Here is a 20,069-nt window from a genome sequence, read left to right on the forward strand (position 1 = left end):
CGCCCGTCGCCGCGCCGGGCGAGCACCTTAAGCTGGAGCGCCATGAAGAAGGTCGCCATCGTCGGCTGCGGAGGCAGCGGCAAGTCCCACCTCGCACGACGGCTCGGCAGCATCCTCGGAGCGCCGGTGACACACCTGGACGCCGTCTTCTACGACGACGAGTGGAACTCCCTTCCCACGGAGAAGTTCGCCGCGCTGCAACGGGAGCTGGTCGCCCGGCCGGCCTGGGTGATCGACGGCAACTACAACTCCACCCTGAAGATCCGGCTCGACGCCTGCGACACCGTCGTCCTCATGGACATGCCTACGCCCGCGGCGCTGTGGGGGATCGTCTCGCGCCAGATCCGGCACGGTGCAGGACACAAGGGCAACGGTGTGCACAACCGGATCACCTGGGGTGTGCTCAGGTACGTGGCCACGTACCGGCGCCGCATGCGCCCACGCGTCATGGCCAAGCTCGAGGAGCATGCCCGCGGGCACGCCGAGGTCGTACTCCTGCGCAGCCGGCGCCAGACGCGCCGGTGGCTGGAGGAGATCGCCGCCCGGCACGAAGGAGTCTGAGCCGGAGCCGTACCTCGCGGGGGTGCGGCACGTGAGCAACCCGTTCGTCGCCCCGGGGCAGCAGGCCATCCTCTACGGGAGCACCACCCGGCTGGCCAGCCGAACAGGCGCGTTGAGCAGGGCGAAGACCGCTGGGCTGTACGTCCCCCGGGTCATCGTCCAACTCGTCAGGCAGTACGCCGCGGAACCCGAGCAGCGCGTCGGTGTTGTCGCGGACATCGGGTGCGGCCGAGGCACCAGCAGCCGCTTTCTGGCGGAGCACCTAAGACCGCGGACGCTGATCGGGATCGACGCCTCCCCGGCGATGGTGGCCGAAGCCCGGAGCAGAACGGGACGGTGGCCAGGCACGCGCACGGCCTTCATCCAGGGCGACTTCAACTACCTCCCCTTGCCCGATGCTGGCTGTGACCTTGTTGTCGCCGCTTTCTGCCTCTACCACTCGCGCACACCCGACGACGTGGTCCGCGAGATCGCCCGCGTACTGGCTCCAGGTGGCCTCGCCGTCCTCGTCACCAAGGGAGTCGACAGCTACCGGGAGCTGGACGCGCTCATCGCCCTGCCTGGCCTCGACCCGGGCGCCGTACAACGCGAAAGCCTCTACACCGCGGCCCACAGCGGAAACCTCGCTGACCTGACACGGCCCTGGCTGGAGGTGCAGACGGTCGTCCACGACGAGCACCGCTTCGTGTTCTCGGGGCTCAACCACGCGGCCGAGTACCTCGCCACCAGCCCCAAGTACGAGCTTCCGGCCGGCCTGTACGGCAGCCCCCAGGCGTTGGCTGCGGTCCTCCATGAGTGGCTCCACGACCAGCCCGTCACCACCTCCTCAACCGTCACGTACGTCGTAGCCCAGTCGAAGCGAAGCCGGACATGAACCCCTTGCGATTCACCAAGCACTACCCCACACGGGACAAGGCGCACGCCGCCGCCCGGCACTACACCTGGCTGCTCCAGCACGCCGCCCCCCTGCGTCAGCCGGCCCTCATCGCCGTGGAACCCACGAGCCTCACCTTCGAACAACTCGTCGGCCGCCCGGCGAAGGTGAGCGACCTACGGCGACTCGCGGCCCTCTTGGGCGACGCACACGGGGCCGCGTGGGCCAGCGACCTGCATCGCGCCCATCTCGACCGACCCCACACCTTCTCCGACGGCACATCCTTCACCAGCTACCGAGCCCCGCGAGTCACAGCCCTGACCCAGCGCTTCCTGGACGGCTTCCTCGCCGACAGGACAGCCCTGCACTCGATGCTCACCCTGCTGGACCGCTCGGCGGAGGGCCCCGCTGCCTTCTACAAGGACTGCAACCCACGGAACTTCGTGATCGTCTCCCGCGGAATTGTCTTCAGCGTCGACACCGACGACCTCACCCTGGCACCGTTCGGATACGACCTGGCCAAGCTGATCACGACCCTGGCGATGACCTACGGGGCACTGCACCCGACGGCCATCGACGAGGCGCTGGAGACCTACAACCGAGCCGCGGCTCGCCACGACGCCCGACTCGGCACCACAGATCGGGCGCGTCTGGGCGACTTCCTGGCCCTCCACGCCGTGCTGAACGCCCCGTACGCAGGCCGCAACGGCTACGCCAACGGCTCATCTGACCATCCACGCGCACACCAAGCCCGGGAACCGCGGACCTCAAATTCCACGTGACCGGCAGGCCCCCCTCAACCTGCGCTTCCGCCGGGAGCGGCATGCCCCTCGACCGTGGCAGCCCCCCGGACAGAGCACCTCACCCCATCGACTGGAGCACCGTATGACGGACATTCCTTCGGGCGTGCCCCGCCCGTATCCCCGCCGCGCCGTGGTCACGGGCGCGGCGGGATTCATCGGTTCCCATATCGCCCAGGCGCTTCTACGCCGCGGCGCCACCGTGATCGGCGTCGACCACCGAGACGTCTCCTGCGATCCCCTCGCCGCGGCGAACCTCGGAACTCATGGAGAACTCGACGGCTACCTGCACGTCACGGCGGACCTGCGCACCTGCGCCATCGAGCCGCTCCTCCTGGACGCCGACGCCGTGTTCCACCTCGCGGGCCTTCCCGGAGTACACCCTTCCTGGGGACCGCAATTCGCCGAGTACGTACACACCAACATCGTCGCCACTCAGCGCCTCATGGAAGCAGCCATCCGCGTCCGCGTCCCCCGGGTCGTCGTCGCCTCGTCGTCCAGCGTCTACGGCGCAACGGCCGGCGGCGCGAGTGCGGAGACCGACCTGCCGCAACCGATCTCACCGTACGGAGTGTCCAAACTCGCGCAGGAACAGCTCTGCCTCGCCCACGCCACTCGCACCGACTGCCCCACGAGCGTCGTCGCCCTGCGGTACTTCACCGTCTACGGTCCTCGCCAGCGCCCCGACATGTTCATCCACCGAGTCCTGACTGCCGCGCTCACCGGCCAGCCCCTCCGCCTTTTCGGCCAGGGCCACCAACGCCGGGACTTCACCTACATCGACGACGTGACCGAGGCGACCATCGCCGCCGGCGTGGCGCCCGCCAATGCGATCGCCGTCAACATCGGCGGCGGCACCGACGTCTCCCTCATCGACGTCATCAACATGGTCAAGGCTCTGACCGGTCGCGAGATCCAGCTCCACGCCGACCTCGCGCGGCACGGCGACGCCCCCACCACGCGCGCAGACACCCGCCGTGCCGAGTCAGTGCTGAGCTGGCGTCCCGCAGTTGACCTGCTGACCGGGATGCGGGCTCAGCTCCAGGCCCTCGCTCAGCAGCCCGCATATAACGGGGCGGCCTGAAGCCGCCCTATTTTGGCTGCTGTTGTTGTGGCCCAACTCGGCATCGACCACCGAAATTAGGTGAGATATTTGCCGTATTCCGTAATTTCGATCGAGACCCACTCGTGGGAAGGAAACGCTTCGAAAGGCGTGACCGGGCTTTCGGGTAACGAGTTGAATGGGCATGAAGAAATTCACGTGCACAGCCGCAGCGGCGCTCCTCGTTCTTGTCGGCTCGGCTGGATTGGCCCGCGCCGATGCCACCGTCGTGGAGGGGAAGGTCACTCTGGACGTCAGGGGGAAAGGCCTGGTTGTGAAGAAGGCCGGAGGGTGGATCGACGGCCATCCAAAGGGTGCCAAGGCAAAGCTGTACGCCGTCTACATGGGAAGTCGAACCGAAGTCACTAACTGGAAGAAGGCGAAGCGGGAAGGTTCGGGGATGACGAAAATCAGCGCGGTCGACTGGAATCTTGGCAACCGTAAGTTCACGAACGGCACCTGGTTGTGTATCCAGTTCAACAAGGGTGATGACACGCCCTGCGCGAAGATTCACCGTTGAGGCACCGACTGATGCCGAAGGTCTGACGTGCGCGGCGGTTCGCCGGTGGATGCCGACGAACCGCCGCACGTAGTGCCTGGGAACGGTGCGGCTGCGCTGTCTCAGTCTCTGGGCGCACGGGACCGGGCCATACGGGCGGCGATGCGCCGCGGTGCGTGGTGGACCGCGGCCGCATAGATCTTGAAGTGCCATCCGGCCACGCTCACCGGCCGCCCCCGGCGTAGATCCTTCATGGCCTGGTCGACGACCTGGTCGACGGTGAGCCAGATCCACTTGGGGACTGTGGGGATGTCCGGTGCCGCGGTGCGTGTGAAGCCCGGGCATACGGCGAGGACGCGTACGCCGTGCGGGGCGAGGTCGAATCGGAGGGATTCGCTGAAGCGGATGAGCCAGGCCTTGGCGGCTCCGTAGGTGCCGGTGGGCAGGAGGCCGGCGACGGAGGCGATGTTGAGGATGGCGCCGCGGCCGCGCTCGGTCATGCCGGGAATCGCGGCGTGCGTGAGACGCAGCGGTGCACGGACGAGGAGATCCAGCATGTGCTCCTCGGCCTCCAGCGGGCTGCGGGGGTAAGGCTGGGGAAGAGCATGGCCGGCGTTGTTGACGAGGATGTCGATCGGCGACGTGCTCAGGTGCCGTTCGACGACGGCGCATCCATCGGAGGTGGCGAGGTCCGCGGCGATTGCCTGCGTCCGGACGCCATATTGCTTGTGAAGCTCGGCGGCGGTCTGGTCCAGACGCTCCTTATCCCGGGCGACGAGAACGAGATCGTGTCCTTCGGATGCGAGGCGGCGGGCGAAGCCGAGGCCGATGCCAGAGGTGCCTCCGGTGATCAGCGCGGTGGTCATGCGGGTCTCCCTGCTCAGGGTGGGTCGGTGGACGGGCTGCGGGGCGGCTGCTGCTCTATGCCGTGGAGGGCGTTGGCTCCATGCCCGGCAGAGCCTCTGACATGGACGGCCAGCTTCTGGCGATGGCGAGGAGCAGGGCTGCGTCGCCGTTGTCCAGGCCTGGCAAGGGACCGGGGCCGGCCGCGGGCACGCCCGCGAGTTTGGCCCGCCGGGCCTGTCCCAGAGCGCCGGCCAGCGCCGCGGCGGGGGTCTGGATTGCAGGAACCCGGATGCGTTCGGCGTGCTGGCGGGCAAGTTCGTAGGCCTGGGCGTGGACGAATCTCTGTAGGTCGAGGATCGCGTCGTACAGCTCGATGATCTGCCGGTGGGCCTGAAGAGCCATGGAAGCCCGGGGTTTCAGGATGGCGTGAAAGCGGGACGACTGCGGTTCGATGAGGGCGACAGTGGGGACGGCCACAAAGAGGTCGCGCCACATTGGCCACAACACCCAGACCGTGCGCGCGTCGCGGGCGAACCGGGTGACGTAGGTGGCGGTCGGCACCAGAAGTGTGAGAGCCCGTGAGACGCCGTGAAGCTCGATGACCAGCGACATGTACGGCAGGGCGGCTGGAATGCGAAGGCAGACATGCACGAGGTATGCAGCCCAGTAGCCGACGGCCAGAACGCTGCCGGTCGCGAACAGGCGCAACGACCAGGCGAGGTCGCGGTCGTCGGTGCGGCGACTGTATCGGCCGCATACGAGGACTGCGATCACGTCGGTGACCAGGTGGGCGACACAGACGATCAGCCAGTATGCGGTCGACGGGGTAGCAGCGCCAGCTGGCGGGATGCTGGGCCCGGAAGAGGCTCCCGCGGCCAGGTCCATGCCGATCAGCGTCGCTACCGCTGCCGCAAGTCCCACCACGAAAAGGGCGTGTAGGCGGCGTCCTCGGGCGGAGTCGACGATGAACCAGAGGGTGAGTCCGGCGGAGAGGACGCCGACCAGGTTCCGCAGGAGCGTCACGTCATGAGCGTCGCCAGTGACGCCGGTGGCCCAGTCGATGACTTCGGGCAGGAAGAGAGTGGTGGCGGTCGCCGCGGTGAGAACCGCCAGCCACAGGCCGCGCTGGTGGTGCCCTTTCCAGGCCGAGCGGGCTCGGACGAGCAGGGCGGCCCAGAGCAGCAGGATGCTGTACCGGCCCACTTGATCGGCGACGTCAGCGACCGTCATCCGCCCTCACTCCCAGGAACGCTCCGAGCCGACCGGGTGCACCAACGGGGCGCGGCGGCTCCCCCCAGCTGTGCATGAGGCTGGCGAGCATCTCCGCCCTCCGCTCCTCATCCGTGCTGTAGCGGGTCCGTGCCATCAGCCGCCTGATCAGATGCGGCTGCAGGCCGCTGAGCAGACTGTGCAGCGTCTCGTCGAGGCCGCTGTCCGCGCCGTCGTGGTGGTCGGACAACATGTGTCCGACCTCGTGCAGGATGATGTGCTCCTGGTGCAAGGGGGCTGTCCGGGCCTCGTAAAAGACGAAGTCGGTTTCGTCCGTGCTCAGCCACAGCCCACAGGCTCCGGTGCCTGCGGCGTCCCGAGGTAGTTCTTTGAGGACCAGTGGTCGTTGGCGCAGGTCCTCGACCCAGTGGAGAATCCCGTCCAAGGAGTACGGCCGCGGAACGTGTAGGTCATTGAGGATCTGGTGGCATTGAGCTTGCAAGCGGCCGTACTCACTTGTCGTGGTCATGTGCCGGTCCCCCCGTTCCTCTCGCAGACGGCACCGATGGAATACGTAACCCCTCATGCCGGACCTCTCCCTGCCTACCCGGTGTCACTGGCCGAGTAGCGAAGAATCACGCCAGGGTCGATGGGCCACTGCCACGGCGCAGCGAACGTTCTCGGTGCCGGATAGGGCGGCTCTCTCGTTGAGGTCAGCCGGATCCGGCTTCGGCGGCAGGTGTGTTCGACATGGCGTTGACGACTGCGAGGATGGCGTCGAGGTGTGAGTCCGACAAGCCGTCAGCTCGGGCAGCCAAGGCGCGTACCTTGCCGTTTCCGAGGGCCACTGCGAACTCCATCTGGCGCCGCACACGCTCCGAGACCTCCGGATCCGTGAAGTAGTCCCGCGTGACGCCGAAGAACTCGGCGAGCATGTGGAGGTGGTCCGGGGTCACGTTCTGCTTGCGGCCGGTCGCCAACTCCCATAGGTACGTTCCGGAGAACGGACGCCCGGTCTTCTGTTCGATCGCTTTCGCTATCTCCTTGTATCCGGGTCGCTTCTTGTTGCGGTAGTACACAGAGATGATGGTCTCCAGGCGCTCGGCGAGTGGCGGCAGGTCTGTTCCGGCGCCGTCGCCGTTGTTGCCGACCATGTCTTGACCTTTCCGCGGGTGTGACCGTGCCGCCCGGAGTCGGGACGGACGAGAAGTACTGCTCCACTTATACGTAGGTCCGTGAGGTGGAGCAACGGGGCGTCAGTTCGAAATCGGCATTCGAGCCGGCATCCTCGCACTTCACGGCCGGTGATAGAGGTTCATAATCGCTCAGGTGACCGAGGTGTGATGCCATCTCGCCAGCGGATGGATTGACATTATCTTGTCCGCTGGATACGGTCCGGACTCATCGCTCGATTACGGTTCGTGTCCGATCCATCACGTCATTGTGGGTCGCTGTTCGCGTCGGCCCTGGATCTTTTGCTGCTGCTTGCCCTTGCACTCCATGCGGCCATAGCCCTGGTGATTTCCATCAGCGCATATGGCAAGGCATCTCCTAAATCCTTTGTCGGCCCACCCATGTAAAGCCAAAGGAATTGGAATCAGCCGACGTTGGGCATCCACCATGCAACCGAAGGAGTACAGCTGTGACCTCGCAACTCGCGTCTTCTGCGTCACGCCGTCAAGGTCGAATCCCTGGTTCGGTCCCAGTCGTTCCGCGCTATCTGGAACGTGTGGGGCTCTGTCGTTGTGCGGTTTTCAGTCCCCTGGCCGGGCCGACGTGGCGAATCGTGCGGGAAGGGGCAGATGACTACTGCGCATACGGGGACGACGACCGCCTGAGCGTCGGTCTTCTCCGCGATACCTGCAAAGTCGGGGGGTGTTGGCGCATCTTGGCTCGATCCGCTGCGGGTCAGTCGCCGGTCTGGCACATGGATTTCGACATCCACACACCACCGGAGCTGATTGCAGCAGTCACGGCTGTTCTGGCCTCAGACGCCACCGTTCCCGTGGAGCCCCGTCCGTACCTTCGCGGCAACAACCTCGACGACATGGGTGCTGTTTGGCAGCCGCTGGCCGACGCCGGATGGACGATCATCTTTGATGAGGCCTGCTATCTCGCGACCTCGTCCGACGGCGTAACCACTCTCACCTACGCGCCGGCCTACAAGGGCCTTCACGACCTGATGCATCCAGAAGCGTGGCTGCTGGAAGTCGTCCCGGACCCAGAGGGGGATCCCTTGTGGTGCGCCATGTTTCATGAGAGCACCCCTCTACACCTCATCGCGGCTTTCACCACCGCCTTGGTTGATCCACTGCCACTGAGCGGCGAGTTATGCACGGTTCCCGCGGTGATGTGACCGGGCCGGATGAGTTGTCGAAAGCGTAGTGACACCTTCCCTGTGGTCCTCTCTCGGTCGTAGCTGCGCGGCCCTGCGCCTGGGGGTGAGAATTTTTGAAATTCTCGTCAAGAGTGCCTTCCGCTCTTCATGGATTCGCGGTGTGGTGGTCGTGCCCGAAAAACTGTGATCTCCGGGAGCTACCCGTGGCATTTCCACTTCTCTTCACATCTGCGTTGCTGCTGCCATTCGCGAATGTCGCCGGTCCGCTTGTGGCGGCATGCGAGTACGTGAGTCCGGGGCGAGGACGACATCGACGCGTCGTCAGGGGTAGGCATGCGGTCCGAAGGGGGCGGCGGTGACTCAGAACGCGACGTCAATGCTCTCCGCGGCGACCGTCATCTGGAGGTGGACGAGCAGTACACCCAATCCGGCAAAGCTGGCCCGCGTGGCCCTGCGCTGCGCTCTCGAACAACTCGGCTACGACTGCTCCGTCATCACTACGGCAGTGCAAGCCGTCTCCGAGTTCGTGGCCAATGCCGATGAGCATGCCGTCGGCCCGTACGAGCTGCGGCTGCGCAGTACAGCGTCAGGGATCATCTGCGAGGTGGAGGACGGCGATCCTCGCATTCCGCAAGCCCCGTTGCTCTCGCCGGAGATGTTGTTCCAGCCGGCGAACGAGGGCCGCGGTGGTGGTCTTGAGGCATTGTGCGAGCTCTTGTCCGAGCGTGGGCGCGGGTTGCACATCGTCGAGGAGTTGACCGAGGGTGTGTGGGGATTTCGGAGCCATAGAGGAAGGAAGACGGCCTGGTTGGCGCTGACAGCCACTCCTGACGGCAAATTCCATCCTTTGTAGCTTGGTCCTGATGATCGAACTTCGCTTCTGGACGCAGTTCGGTTTCGTGGGAAGAGGGTTTATCGCACGATCGAGCGATAAACCCTTCTCCTCTCCCATGGGCCGGAACTGGATCTTCTCCCTGTTGCTCTCTCGTTCGCCTTTCGAGTCGAAGAAATATCTGGGTCCGGGAACCCCAGGGCTCACGTGGCACCGCGTGGAAAACCGCCAAGGAAAGTCGGCATGATGAAAACGTACGAATGGTACAAGGCGCTTACGCGGCCGACCTGCATGGTGATCGGTGGACTGCTGTTGGCGGGCTGCTCGGGCGCATCACCGCACACCGAGCGGCCATTCTCGGGGGCAGTGGGGACGACACCACTGCGTACCCCGGAGACGAAAACAGAGGCGGCACTGCGGGCCTATGAGGCCATGTGGCGGGACCTGGCTCGCGCTTCCGAGACGTCCGACGCGGGGTCTCCTCTCCTGGACGACCACGCTACGGGTGGGGCGTTGGAGCTGATGAGGTACGGGCTGAGGAAGTCGAAGAAGGAGCAGGTAGTCGGTAGGGGACGCCCTGTGGCGCACCCAGAGGTGGTGGCAGCGACCAGCCGGAAGGTGGTGCTGGTGGATTGCGTCGACGAGCGGCACTGGCTCCAGTACAGGCTGGACGGCGAACTCCGGAACGACGTTCCGGGCGGGCACTTCCGGGCCGATGCCACGGTCCGCCGCAGCAGTGCTGGATGGCAGGTCACGGACCTCTACATGCAACAGGCCGGATCGTGTTGATCCGCTGCCTGAGGACCGGATGCGCCACCGCGGTGGCCCTGGTAGTGCTTGGCTTCGCAGTCCCAGCTCGTGCCGACGGCTACAGCGGCCACTACGCCGGCGTCATGTGCGTACCGGGAGCCTGCACAGTTGAGGCGACGAGTACAGGAAGACGGGGGAGCAGCCCAGCCGAGAGGCGGAGCGCACTCCCGCCCCCGCAGACCGCACACCGGGGCAGCGCAAAAGCGAAAAGGTCACCGACGATCGTCTCGAACGGGTGGGAGTACGACCTCGGTGGTGGCCTGGAAATCCTGCCGAGGTTCGACGGCAGCAAGCCGGAGCCGCGTAGAGGCCGGCAGATCCCTCTCCGGCTGATCGTGCAGCGGGCCGTGCAGCGACTGAAACCACCGCAACCGGTCATCCGTACGAGTCCGGAGGAGGATCTCGTGCAGACAGTGCAGGTGCCCATCTGGATGTGGGTGAAGCACTCCACCTGGGAGCCGGTGGCGGTGTCGGTTCCCGCGGGCGATGTGACGGTAACGGCGGTCGCGCGGCCACAGGTTGCGGTGTGGTCGATGGGCGACGGCGCCGAGGTGTTCTGCCACGGACCGGGAACGCCCTATTCGGATAGGTACAGCCCCAAGGCCGGGTCGCCGGACTGCGGCTACACCTACCGGCATGCGTCGGTGTCTTCGCCCGGTGGGGCGTACACGCTGTCGGTGCGGGTGGTGTGGATCGTGCAGTGGCACGGCGCCGGACGGTCCGGGACGATGCCGGGGCTGGTGACGGCGGCCCATCGGCAGCTGGCGGTGGGTGAGGTGCAGGCCGTCGCCACGGCTGACGGCGGCTGAGGTGATGCCCGGCCCACTCGGGCAGCGGCACACCACATTTTCGTGAATTCAGTCAAATTGTGAGGAGCATTGTGGGTACTCCCATGTCTTCTTCGGCCTCGAACAGCGGGGAGACCCCGCGGACAGAGACTCGTCGGCCCGGCCCTGTGCGGCGGCCAGCGGCACCCCAGGGGCGCCGCCGCAGGCTGGGGTGGGTCTGGGCCGGGACCGCGGCTGTGATCGTCTCGGCGATCGGATTCACCGTGGCCGCGCAGACGGTCGGTGCGCGAGAACAGGTCTTGGTACTCGCCCGCGACGTGCCCATCGGCCAAGCGCTGAGACCGGGTGATCTGCGCGTGGCGGAGGTCGCGGCGAACGGGGGAGTGGTGCCGGTCGTCGACCGAGGTGCTGTGCTGCAGCGGCGTGCGAGGGTGCCGTTGGTTGCAGGGTCGTTGCTGGCCCTGGGGCAGCTCGGTACGAACATCTCCTTCCCACCGAAGGGGTTCTCGCAGGTGGCGCTCGCGGTGGAGCCTGGTGATGCGCCACCGGACCTTGGCCGTGGTGAACGCGTGGCCTTCCTCGCTGGCCCGACGGGCACGAGCGCGGGAACGGCCGTGTCGGGCGGGGAGTCGGACCCGGCGGTGACGGGGACGGTGACCGGGGTGCGCGCTCCCGAGGCGGCAGGTGGCCCGCGAGTGATCAGCGTCCTCGTCGAGACCGCGGCGGCGCGGCGGACCGCGCGGTTGGAGCATCCCCGTCTTGCCGTCCTTCCGGCCGAAGGACGTGAGGCGCCGTGAGGCGGCTGATCGTGGCCGGATCTGTCACGGGGGCGCCCGGAGTGACGACAACTGCTTTGGCGGTGTCGGCCGCGTGGCCCCAAGGTGTGGGGGACGGGGTGCGGCCGGTGGTGGTGGAGGCGGACCCCTCCGGTGGCGACCTCATGTTGCGCTTCGGTCTGCCTGTGGCGCCTTCTCTGCTGGATGTCGCCGCCGAGGCCAGGGCGCCGCATCCGGGGTCGCTGCTGGGAGCGGCGAGCGAACTGCCCTGTGGTGTTCGCGCAGTGCCCGCCGTTCCCGGGCGCGCTCCATGCCGGGAGGCCCTACGGCTGCTGGCGAGCGAAGGCGGACGGCGCGTGCTCCTGGGCGACGACCGCGACCGAGGCACAGTGCTGCTGGATGTCGGTCGACTCACCGACGATGTCGGGCCGGTGCTCGGAACGGCTGGCGATCTGGTGCTCGTGACGCGAGGAGGAGCGGAGCCGCTGACGCAGGTCTCCGTGAACCTCCCGGGGAAGAACACCAGCGCCGGGCGACTGACGCTCGCCGTCGTCGGGCCGTGCTCCTACAGCGCAGCGGAGATCACGCAGACGTTGGGCGTGGATGCCGTGTATCTGCTGCCCTGGGATCCCAGGGGCGTGGCCGCACTGACCAGCCCGAAGGCGCGAGGTCTCCGAGGCGGCACCTTTCGCCGGCCACCTTTGATGAGGGCCGCACAGGCTCTGGCTCGTCTGCTTGCACAGCCGCGGGAGAGGGGGGACGCGGACCGGGCTCCTCGCCGCCAGCGCGCGACCCGTGGCCGAGCCGGGGTCCGCGACGCCGGGTCGGAATCGTGGAGCTCGGCCGATTCGGCTGCGGTGCCGGCACCCGAGGACGGTGGATCATGAGGGGGCAGATGACGGCGCCGGATCTTCCTGAGAACCACGAGCAGGAGGTGGCGGTCCAGGTTCGGCAGAGGGTGGCCGCGCGTCTCGCAGCGTATGCGGGCGAGCGCGAACGTGCCGGGCTGCCGACCGAGGACGAGACGGCGCGGCGCGTCACCGTGGGGCGCCTGCTGGCCGAGGAACTCGGGAGGCAGCGGCGGCTCTCCCTGGCTGAGGGCAAGCCGATCCTCGATCCTCGGGCCGAGGAGCGGATCTCGCAGACGGTCAGGGACGCGCTCTTCGGCAGTGGCAGCCTGGAACGGCTCCTGGCCGACCGGTCGATCGAGAACATCTGCGTCAACGGCTGCGACGTCGTCTGGGTCAAGGACGCGGACGGTAGGTGGCGGCGCGAGAATCCCGTGGCCGCCTCGGATGTCGAGCTGGTGGAGCTGGTCCGTGCGCTGGGAGGCCGGGCGGAGGGGGAGGAGCGGCGTTTCGATCGTGGTGTGCCCCGGCTGAATCTGCGCCTGGCTGACGGCTCCCGGTTGTTCGCGGTGATGGCGGTGACCGGCCGGGTGTCGCTGACCATCCGCCGCCACCGTTTCCCGGCAGCTTCGATGAGCGAACTGGTCCGGCTGGGAGTGTGCGACGGGCAACTCGCCGCGTTCCTGACCGCCCTGGTACGGGCTCGCAAGAACATCGTCATCGGCGGCGGCACCAACGTCGGCAAGACCACCGTGCTGCGGGCCTTCGCGCACGAGATCCCGCCGGAAGAGCGGCTCGTGACGATCGAGGACACCTTCGAGCTGGGCCTGAACGCCGATGCTGCGGCGCACCCGAACGTGGTGGCCATGCAGGCGCGCGAGCCGAACATCGAGGGACAGGGCGGCATCGACCAGGCCGAGCTGGTGCGCTGGGGCCTGCGTATGTCCCCGGACAGGGTGATCGTGGGGGAGATCCGCGGTGCCGAGGTCATCCCGATGTGCAACGCGATGAGCCAGGGCAACGACGGCTCCCTGTCGACCATCCATGCCTCCAGCTCCCGGGGCGTGTTCACCAAGATCGCCTCGTATGCAGCGCAGTCGCCGGAGCGGCTCACGCTGGAGGCGACGAACCTGATGGTGGCCTCCGCGGTCCACTTCGTCGTGCACCTCGGCTGGGACAGAGCCGGTCGCCGGGTCGTCAGCTCGGTGCGCGAGGTGATCGACGCCGACGGGGCTCAGATCGTCTCCAACGAGGTCTACGTGCCGGGCCCGACCGGTCGGGCCGTCCCCGGAGCGCCGCTCCGCGGCAACACTCTGGAGGATCTCGTCGCGGTGGGCTTCGACATCCAGTTCCCCGCAACCGCTCAGCCCTGGGGGAGGCCATGAGTGACCTCTTGGGGCCGGGCGACTGGACGGGGAGCGCTCTGGCCTTCGGGACTGTCTTCGGACTGGGCCTGGTGGCCGTCGGCTACGGAGTCGTGCGCCGCGGGGTACCGGAGGAGGGCCCCCACTGGTGGGGCCGTCTGCTGGCCCAGATGCCCAGGGACTGGACGGTACGGCGCGTGGCGATCGCGGTGACGGCCGCAGTCGTCACGGGCGCGTTGACCGGTTGGCCTGTGGCGATCCCGCTGACCTTGGCGGCTGTGCTCACCCTCCCGGGACTGCTCGGCCCCGATCGGAATGCCGCACAGCGCACGGAGCGCATGGAGGCGCTGGCCCTGTGGACGGAGATGCTGCGCGACACGCTGTCCGCAGCTGCCGGGCTGGAGCAGGCTCTGCTGGCGACCGCCGACATCGGACCGCCAGCGTTGGCGTCGGAGATGCGCCGGCTTGCCGCGCGTGTGCGATCGGGAGCACCTCTCTTGGGTGCACTGCGCATGTTCGCCGAGGACGTGGCTGATCCACTGGGAGATGTGGTGGTCGCGGCGCTGGTGATGGCCGCTGAGCAGCAGGCCCGGCATCTTGCCCCGCTGCTGGGAGAGTTGGCCGAGGCGGTGCGCGAGCAGGTGGCCATGCGGCAGCGCATCGACGCCGGACGGGCCAGCGTGCGTACAGGCGTGCGCGTGACGGTGATCGTCACCGTGGGCATGGCGGCGGGACTGGTGATCTTCAACCGTGCCTACATGTATCCGTTCGACACGTTGGCCGGGCAGGTCGTCCTCGCCGTTGTGGGTGTCCTGTTCGCTGTGAGCTTCGCCTCGATGGCGACGATCGGGCGCATCGAGGATCCGGTACGTCTGATTGGGCCCGCTGCTGGATCGGCGGCAGGGCCTCGCAAGTCGAGGAGTGCTCGGTGATCGTCATGCTGCTGGGCGCCCTGTTCGGTGCCGGCGGGGTCGCCGTCGTGTACGGCCTTCGCCCTCCGGGCCCCGCGCTCGCCGCCATCCTGGCCAACCTCGGCGAGAGCACGTCCGTTCCTGCCATGCACCTGTCCGCGCTTGAGGGTGACCACAGCGCGTGGATCACCAGGCTGGGCAGCCGCGTTGCCCCACTGGGACGCCTACTGGGCTTCCCGACCAGCGCTCTGCGCGCCGATCTGCGGGTGTGCGAAACGGGCCAGGAGCAGCATCTTGCCAGCAAGGTGGTCTACGGCACGATCGGCCTGTGCACTCCCTGGGCGGCGGCATTGCTCCTGTGGGTAGCGGCGGGCATCGCGGGCTGGGAGCTTCCGGTGGCCGTCTCGCTGGCCCTTGCCGTCTCGCTGTTCTTCGTTCCCGACCTGACGCTGCGCAGGAGGGCCGCACGGCGGCGAAGCGAGATGCGCCACACGTTGAGTCTCGTTCTCGATCTGATGGTGATCGCGCTGGCCGGTGGCGCTGGCCTTCATCAGGCCGTGGTCCAAGCTGTCGCCGCACCGCACGGCTGGGCCGGGGCGAGATTGAGGCATGCCTTGCACGTCGCACAGCTCACCCGCTCGAGTCCCTGGGCCCAGCTAGGGGACCTCGGGCGGGAACTCGCCGTTGGTGACCTTGCCGAGCTCGCCCTTGCCGTGAACCTCGCGGGCAGCGAGGGAGCGAAGATCCGCGGCTCGCTCGCGGCGAAGGCCAGGGCGATGCGGCGACGCAGGATCTCGGAAGCGGACGGCGCCGCTCAAGCGGCCACCGAGCAGATGTCGCTGCCCGTCGTCGGGCTGTTCGCCGCCTTCCTGCTGCTGATCGGCTATCCGGCCCTCGCTCACGTCACCTACATCACCTGACATACGGCACTTCATGCCCAAAGATCTGAGAAAGAGGTCCCCTGTCATGTTCCTGAACCGCTCCCTGGCCCGCGTGCGCGAGCACCTGGCGGAAGTCCGCAGGCACGTACGCGGCGATGCCGGCTACACCACCGAGACCGTCCTGATCACCGCCCTGCTCGCCATCCTCGGCTTGACCGTGGTCGGCATCATCACCGCCAAGGTCGTCTCCAAGGCCCACGGCATCGACCTGGGATAGCCGATGACCGCACACCTTCGCTTGCTGGGTACCGATCGCGGAGCGGCGAGCTTCCAACTCGTGCTCATCGTCCCGGTACTGCTGATGTTCGCACTCCTGGTCGTGCAGTTCGCCCTGCTCTGGCACGCCCGGCACATCGCCGAGTACTCCGCTCGTCGGGCCCTGTCGGCAGTCCGTGTGGAAGGAGGCACGGCGGCGGAGGGCCGGGCGCAGGCCCAGCGCAGCCTGGCAGCGCTCGGCAGCGACGTGATGACCTCCTCTTTCGTCTCTACGGAGCGCACCGCCACGCGCACCACCGTGCGTGTGGAAGGCACTGTGGTGCGTGTGCTCCCGGTCCCGGGACTGGCACTGCACGTGGCCGGCACTGCCTCCGGAAGTACCGAGCGGACGACGGATCCTGGCGGAGGCCGGCCGTGACCGCCGGGACGGTACGACGACGCCGTTCGCTCGTCCATGCGGAGAAGGGCTCGGCGTCGGTCGAGCTGGTGCTCGTCACACCGCTACTCGTCCTGCTCCTCCTGGTGGTGGTCGCACTCGGGCGGCTCGCCGATGCCCGCCTGATCGTGGGGGATGCAGCCCACCAGGCCGCCCGAGCAGCCTCCTTGGCCCGCACCGAGGGGGAGGCTCGGGTACAGGCGCAGCTCGTAGTGAGCACTGCCTTGGACCAGGCGGGAGCATCCTGCGCGCGTCTTCGCCTTCAGGTCGTCACCGCTGGGCTTGCCCCGGGCGCCTCCGTGACCGCCCGGGTCTCGTGCACAGCCGACCTGGGGGATCTCACACGCACCGGGATCCCGGGCCGGATCACCCTCGAGGAGACGGCTATCTCCGTCGTCGACACCTTCCGGGGCAGTCCATGAAGCAGCGCGCACCAGCGGCTCGATCGAGGATCCGAGGAGTACTCAGGGCAGGGGAAGACCGGGGGCAGACCACTGCGTTCGCGATCGGCGTCTTCGCCGCGTTGTGGCTGTTCGCAGGGATCGTCGTCGACGGCGGGCTTGCCCTGGCCGGCAAGGCGCGGGCCCTGGACGTGGCGCAGGAAGCGGCCCGGGTGGGCGCACAGCAAGTAGACCTGGGCCAACTACGACGCGAGGGCCGTATCCGGCTCGTGCCCGAACAGGCTGCGACGGCGGCCGAGGACTACGTCGCTTCCACCGGGGACAGCGGGTCTGTCTCCGTGAAGGGGGAGGCGCTGACCGTGCGGGTCGCTCACGCCCAGCGCACCCAGGTGCTGCGACTCATCGGCCTGCGCACCCTCACTGTGCACGCCGGTGCGACTGCCCATGCCGAACACGTCACTCCGTGAGAAACCGCTCCGCTGACCAGCACGAAGATCAGAAGGCGAAAGCGACGATGCAATCTGTTCCTCAGCTACGCCTGCGTCTGAGCGCGGCGCTCACGGCGCTCGGCACCTTGGCCGTCACCCTGACGCTCCTGGGCGGTGTGCCCTACCTGCTGGGGCGAGCCACCGGTTTTCCGTGGCCGGAACATGTGACGTCCCTGGAGGAATTCGTCCGGCGGCTGGCCGAGCCGGTCAGCGATCCTTTGATGATCGACCTGCTTGCCGTGGTGGGGTGGGTGAGCTGGGCCGCCTTCGCCGTGACGGTGATCCGTGAGATCTGCTGGTACACGCTCCACCTCCCGCAGCTTCTGCGTGATCGCCGTACCCACCACGACCACGTCGCCCTGCTGTCCGCGAGGGCGACGCTGGCGGCGTTGTGCATCGGCACCCTCGTCGTCGCCCTGATCAGCATGTGCCGCCCCGAAACGGCTCGCGTCGAGTCGTCCGATTCGCTCGGTGACGCAGGCACACGCACCGTCGGGACCGCACCCCTTGTCCCTGACCCGAGCGGGCATGCTGTTTCCCTCGCCGTCTCTGCGAGGCCCACTGCCCAGAACCCGGGCAGTGATCTTGCCGCCTGGACTCTCGGGACGCCTGACCGGAGCGATGCCGTGCGGCACGTGGACTACACCGTTGTCGACGATGACACCCTCTGGGGCATCGCCGACAGGGAGATGGGCGATGCCTTGAAATGGCCTCGCATCTACGCGCTGAACACGAACCGGATCCAGGATGACGGAGGCCGGCTCGACGATCCGGACCTCATCAAGCCCGGCTGGCGTCTGACCATCCCCGTCGACCAGGCCTCGATCCAGCCGCCGGCCCCGAGCCGGGAGGCCACGCACCCTCCCTCGGGCACCGAGGAGGGCCACCACACCAGCAGTTCCCAGCCGTCCGACCAGCCTGAGCACCCGGACAGATCCGCGGCCCGGACGCCGGACACACCCCCGCCCGCGTCTCTAGACCTTGGTCAGGCAGGCCTGATCGGCATCACGACCGCAGCGGGCCTCCTGGCCGCGCGCCGCTACTGGTACGCGCACCGCAGACGGCACCAGCCCGACACCCACGACCGAGCACCCGCATTGAGTCCCCTGGTCGACAAGGCCGCACAAGCTGCCCTGGCAGCCGACCGACCTCGGCCCGCTGCCGACACCGACGCCCTGGTGACCCACAGGCCGGCGCCGCAGAGGCCCCGCGACCCGGACACGGTCACCATCGGCGTCCGCCACGGCGTTGAAGTGCCACTCGACGAACTGGCCGTGGCCGGAGGCTGCGCCTGGACTGGCCCCGGGGCCATGAGCGCAGCCCGTGCCCTTCTCGTCGGCATCCTCGCCGCCGCCGAGCGGCAGCGGCCCGGCCTGCCGAGCATCACGACGGTCGTGACCCGGGCTCTCGGCGACCGCCTGCTTCCCGGTCTGCCCAGCTCCTTCACGGCCCTTACCCAGAGCGGGGACATTGCTGAGGCCATCCGGACGGTAGAGCAGCATCTGATCGCCCATGCTCGCCGCCACATCGAAAGCGGCACCCCTGCCGTTGCTGGTGCCGTGCCGACCTCGCACTCGGCTCCCGCACACACACCAGGCACCCTGCTGCTGCTCGCCGAGCCGGCCGCGGTCCACAACGGACAACTCCAGGCACTCGCTGCCCGCAGCCGCCCCGGAGAACTGATCGTCCTCGCTCTCAACGTCCCGTTGCCCGGTGCCGCCGGTTGGCAGGTCACCGAGGACGGCATGACCACTCGCACTGGCGGAAACGAGAGGGACCGGGACGACCTGCGGCTTTTTCAGATCACCCTTGATGCAGGCGTGGAAATGACCACGGTCCTCCTCGCGGCACACGAGCCAAGCCCGTCCGCGTCTCCACCGCCGAGCTCCTTCGCACCGCCCGCTGCGGACTCGACTCCGGAGCATGACGGTGAGGGAAGCTCCGGCAAGGCACCAGCCGGCGCCGCGACGATCCGCACCCGCGACGACGAGGCGCCTCGCTCCGCGCAGACCAAGCCGGTCCGCCTTCAGGTTCTCGGGCCCATCACGATCCACGTTCGCGGTCACCAGGAACCCGTCGGGACCAATCTACGGAGCGAAGTTCATGAGTTTCTGGCTCTGCTCGCTGCCCACCCTGCCGGGCTCCTCGCCCACGACATCGCTGACAAACTTGACCTCGACCTGACCAGTGAGTCGAATGGCTTGAAGAACCTGCGTAGAGCTGTACGGCGCGCCCTACGGGCCGCTACAGGCGTCACGACGCAAGAATTCGTCCTCCTTCAAGGAGAGCTCCATAAACTCCACCCGAAGCTTGTAGAAACCGACGTAACCGATTTCAGTGAATACTTGAAAAAGGCGACATCAGCACTCGACGCGAAAGACGACCAGAGCAGTGCGCTGGTCGCGGCACGAGAAGCTGTGGCTCTCTACCGGGGGCCCTTCGCCCAGGGCAGCGACTACCTGTGGGCCGAGACAATCCGCGAACACCTCGCCACCCAGGCCATCGACTGCGCCCTTCGCCTGGCCCGCCAGGCCGAGCACACCGAAAAGGTCTCAGACGAGCAGGCAGCCATTCTGGCTCTGCTGGAGCACCTGGGCGCCATCCACCCGGACCACGAACGACTCGTCCAGCACACCATCCGCCTCTACCAGGACGCCGGCCGCCACGATGCCGCCCGGCACGCTTACGCCCGACTCGAACGACACCTGGCCAGCCTTGACCTCGAACCCGAGCCGGCCACCAGGAGCCTCATCAAGCCCGGCCCCGGCCCACGCCTGACCCCATAGGGGGGACGACTTGTGGCCGTAACGCCGTCAGCTCGCGCACCAGTGGCTCGTTGGCGCTTCCCCCGTCGAACCAGCCGTCGAGTCAGCCGTCGTGTCTATGTGCGCCCTTGGATGCGACGCCCCTGCTCGGGGCTGAAGCGCAGGTCACGGCCGCAACGAGCCACCGGCGCGCGGGGGCGACTGTATTTCTGTGCAGAGGAGCTTCCCGATCTACTGATCACGTCCCGCCCGGCCCCAGGCACT

23 protein-coding genes are annotated in these 20,069 nt (G+C 67.7%); 19 read left to right on the forward strand and 4 right to left on the reverse strand.

From position 1 onward, the window contains the following. The first annotated feature begins 42 nt into the window (after positions 1 to 42). The 5 genes from Sm713_RS04965 to Sm713_RS04985 all read left to right on the forward strand — a co-directional run bounded on the left by Sm713_RS04965 (position 43) and on the right by Sm713_RS04985 (position 3,857). Positions 43 to 561, forward strand: coding sequence for a topology modulation protein (locus Sm713_RS04965; RefSeq protein ID WP_212908449.1), 519 nt, complete (start codon positions 43 to 45; stop codon positions 559 to 561). Between the two features lie 31 nt (positions 562 to 592). Beyond that, a complete protein-coding gene (locus tag Sm713_RS04970; protein WP_249416094.1) occupies positions 593 to 1,435 on the forward strand; it encodes a class I SAM-dependent methyltransferase in 843 nt (280 codons plus the stop codon). Then, a complete protein-coding gene (locus Sm713_RS04975) occupies positions 1,432 to 2,217 on the forward strand; it encodes a phosphotransferase (RefSeq protein WP_212908451.1) in 786 nt (261 codons plus the stop codon). The genes Sm713_RS04970 and Sm713_RS04975 overlap by 4 nt, the downstream gene beginning before the upstream one ends. 103 nt (positions 2,218 to 2,320) lie before the next feature. Further along, positions 2,321 to 3,319 (forward strand): NAD(P)-dependent oxidoreductase, encoded by a 999-nt coding sequence (locus Sm713_RS04980; RefSeq protein WP_212908452.1) that lies wholly within the window; start codon positions 2,321 to 2,323, stop codon positions 3,317 to 3,319. Positions 3,320 to 3,482: 163 nt separating this feature from the next. Continuing rightward, positions 3,483 to 3,857 (forward strand): hypothetical protein, encoded by a 375-nt coding sequence (locus tag Sm713_RS04985; protein ID WP_212908453.1) that lies wholly within the window; start codon positions 3,483 to 3,485, stop codon positions 3,855 to 3,857. Positions 3,858 to 3,958: 101 nt separating this feature from the next. Here Sm713_RS04985 and Sm713_RS04990 read toward each other — a convergent pair whose 3' ends face one another. From Sm713_RS04990 to Sm713_RS05005, 4 genes are all read right to left on the reverse strand, one after another. Continuing rightward, complete coding sequence (locus tag Sm713_RS04990; protein ID WP_212908454.1) at positions 3,959 to 4,702, reverse strand: SDR family oxidoreductase; 744 nt, start codon at positions 4,700 to 4,702, stop codon at positions 3,959 to 3,961. A 55-nt stretch (positions 4,703 to 4,757) separates the two neighbouring features. After that, on the reverse strand, positions 4,758 to 5,912 hold the full coding sequence (locus tag Sm713_RS04995) for an MAB_1171c family putative transporter (RefSeq protein ID WP_212908455.1): 1,155 nt from the start codon (positions 5,910 to 5,912) through the stop codon (positions 4,758 to 4,760). Further along, positions 5,899 to 6,420, reverse strand: coding sequence for a regulator component (locus Sm713_RS05000; protein WP_212908456.1), 522 nt, complete (start codon positions 6,418 to 6,420; stop codon positions 5,899 to 5,901). The genes Sm713_RS04995 and Sm713_RS05000 overlap by 14 nt, the downstream gene beginning before the upstream one ends. Positions 6,421 to 6,604: 184 nt before the next feature. Then, positions 6,605 to 7,045: a hypothetical protein gene (locus Sm713_RS05005; protein WP_212908457.1), complete on the reverse strand. Its 441-nt coding sequence runs from the start codon at positions 7,043 to 7,045 to the stop codon at positions 6,605 to 6,607. Positions 7,046 to 7,677: 632 nt separating this feature from the next. Here Sm713_RS05005 and Sm713_RS05010 point away from each other — a divergent pair. The 14 genes from Sm713_RS05010 to Sm713_RS05075 all read left to right on the forward strand — a co-directional run bounded on the left by Sm713_RS05010 (position 7,678) and on the right by Sm713_RS05075 (position 19,826). Further along, positions 7,678 to 8,247, forward strand: coding sequence for a DUF317 domain-containing protein (locus tag Sm713_RS05010; protein WP_283249797.1), 570 nt, complete (start codon positions 7,678 to 7,680; stop codon positions 8,245 to 8,247). 337 nt (positions 8,248 to 8,584) lie between these two features. After that, complete coding sequence (locus Sm713_RS05015) at positions 8,585 to 9,082, forward strand: ATP-binding protein (protein ID WP_249416096.1); 498 nt, start codon at positions 8,585 to 8,587, stop codon at positions 9,080 to 9,082. A gap of 10 nt (positions 9,083 to 9,092) precedes the next feature. Next, positions 9,093 to 9,308, forward strand: coding sequence for a hypothetical protein (locus Sm713_RS05020; RefSeq protein ID WP_212908459.1), 216 nt, complete (start codon positions 9,093 to 9,095; stop codon positions 9,306 to 9,308). Beyond that, complete coding sequence (locus tag Sm713_RS05025) at positions 9,305 to 9,850, forward strand: hypothetical protein (RefSeq protein WP_249416097.1); 546 nt, start codon at positions 9,305 to 9,307, stop codon at positions 9,848 to 9,850. Before Sm713_RS05020 ends, Sm713_RS05025 begins: the two co-directional genes overlap by 4 nt. Positions 9,851 to 10,275: 425 nt before the next feature. After that, the gene (locus tag Sm713_RS05030; protein WP_249416098.1) at positions 10,276 to 10,680 is read left to right on the forward strand and encodes a hypothetical protein; all 405 of its coding nucleotides are present in this window, start codon (positions 10,276 to 10,278) and stop codon (positions 10,678 to 10,680) included. A 215-nt stretch (positions 10,681 to 10,895) separates the two neighbouring features. Then, on the forward strand, positions 10,896 to 11,456 hold the full coding sequence (locus Sm713_RS05035; RefSeq protein WP_249416099.1) for an SAF domain-containing protein: 561 nt from the start codon (positions 10,896 to 10,898) through the stop codon (positions 11,454 to 11,456). An 862-nt stretch (positions 11,457 to 12,318) separates the two neighbouring features. Next, positions 12,319 to 13,668 (forward strand): CpaF family protein, encoded by a 1,350-nt coding sequence (locus Sm713_RS05040; protein WP_212908461.1) that lies wholly within the window; start codon positions 12,319 to 12,321, stop codon positions 13,666 to 13,668. After that, a complete protein-coding gene (locus tag Sm713_RS05045; RefSeq protein ID WP_212908462.1) occupies positions 13,665 to 14,579 on the forward strand; it encodes a type II secretion system F family protein in 915 nt (304 codons plus the stop codon). The genes Sm713_RS05040 and Sm713_RS05045 overlap by 4 nt, the downstream gene beginning before the upstream one ends. After that, on the forward strand, positions 14,576 to 15,478 hold the full coding sequence (locus Sm713_RS05050; protein WP_212908463.1) for a type II secretion system F family protein: 903 nt from the start codon (positions 14,576 to 14,578) through the stop codon (positions 15,476 to 15,478). Before Sm713_RS05045 ends, Sm713_RS05050 begins: the two co-directional genes overlap by 4 nt. A gap of 46 nt (positions 15,479 to 15,524) precedes the next feature. Further along, the gene (locus Sm713_RS05055) at positions 15,525 to 15,716 is read left to right on the forward strand and encodes a hypothetical protein (RefSeq protein WP_212908464.1); all 192 of its coding nucleotides are present in this window, start codon (positions 15,525 to 15,527) and stop codon (positions 15,714 to 15,716) included. A 3-nt stretch (positions 15,717 to 15,719) separates the two neighbouring features. Continuing rightward, entirely contained in the window at positions 15,720 to 16,133 is a 414-nt protein-coding gene (locus tag Sm713_RS05060; protein ID WP_212908465.1) for a TadE family protein, read from the forward strand. Continuing rightward, positions 16,130 to 16,573 carry a TadE/TadG family type IV pilus assembly protein gene (locus tag Sm713_RS05065; RefSeq protein ID WP_212908466.1) on the forward strand — a complete coding sequence of 148 codons (444 nt, stop codon included), beginning with the start codon at positions 16,130 to 16,132 and terminating at the stop codon, positions 16,571 to 16,573. Before Sm713_RS05060 ends, Sm713_RS05065 begins: the two co-directional genes overlap by 4 nt. Beyond that, positions 16,570 to 17,019 (forward strand): pilus assembly protein TadG-related protein, encoded by a 450-nt coding sequence (locus Sm713_RS05070; RefSeq protein WP_212908467.1) that lies wholly within the window; start codon positions 16,570 to 16,572, stop codon positions 17,017 to 17,019. The genes Sm713_RS05065 and Sm713_RS05070 overlap by 4 nt, the downstream gene beginning before the upstream one ends. Further along, positions 17,016 to 19,826, forward strand: a complete 2,811-nt coding sequence (locus tag Sm713_RS05075) for a BTAD domain-containing putative transcriptional regulator (RefSeq protein ID WP_249416100.1) — start codon at positions 17,016 to 17,018, stop codon at positions 19,824 to 19,826. Before Sm713_RS05070 ends, Sm713_RS05075 begins: the two co-directional genes overlap by 4 nt. Positions 19,827 to 20,069: the final 243 nt, after the last annotated feature.

It is taken from the genome of Streptomyces sp. TS71-3 (assembly GCF_018327685.1).
Classification (GTDB): Bacteria; Actinomycetota; Actinomycetes; order Streptomycetales; family Streptomycetaceae; genus Streptomyces.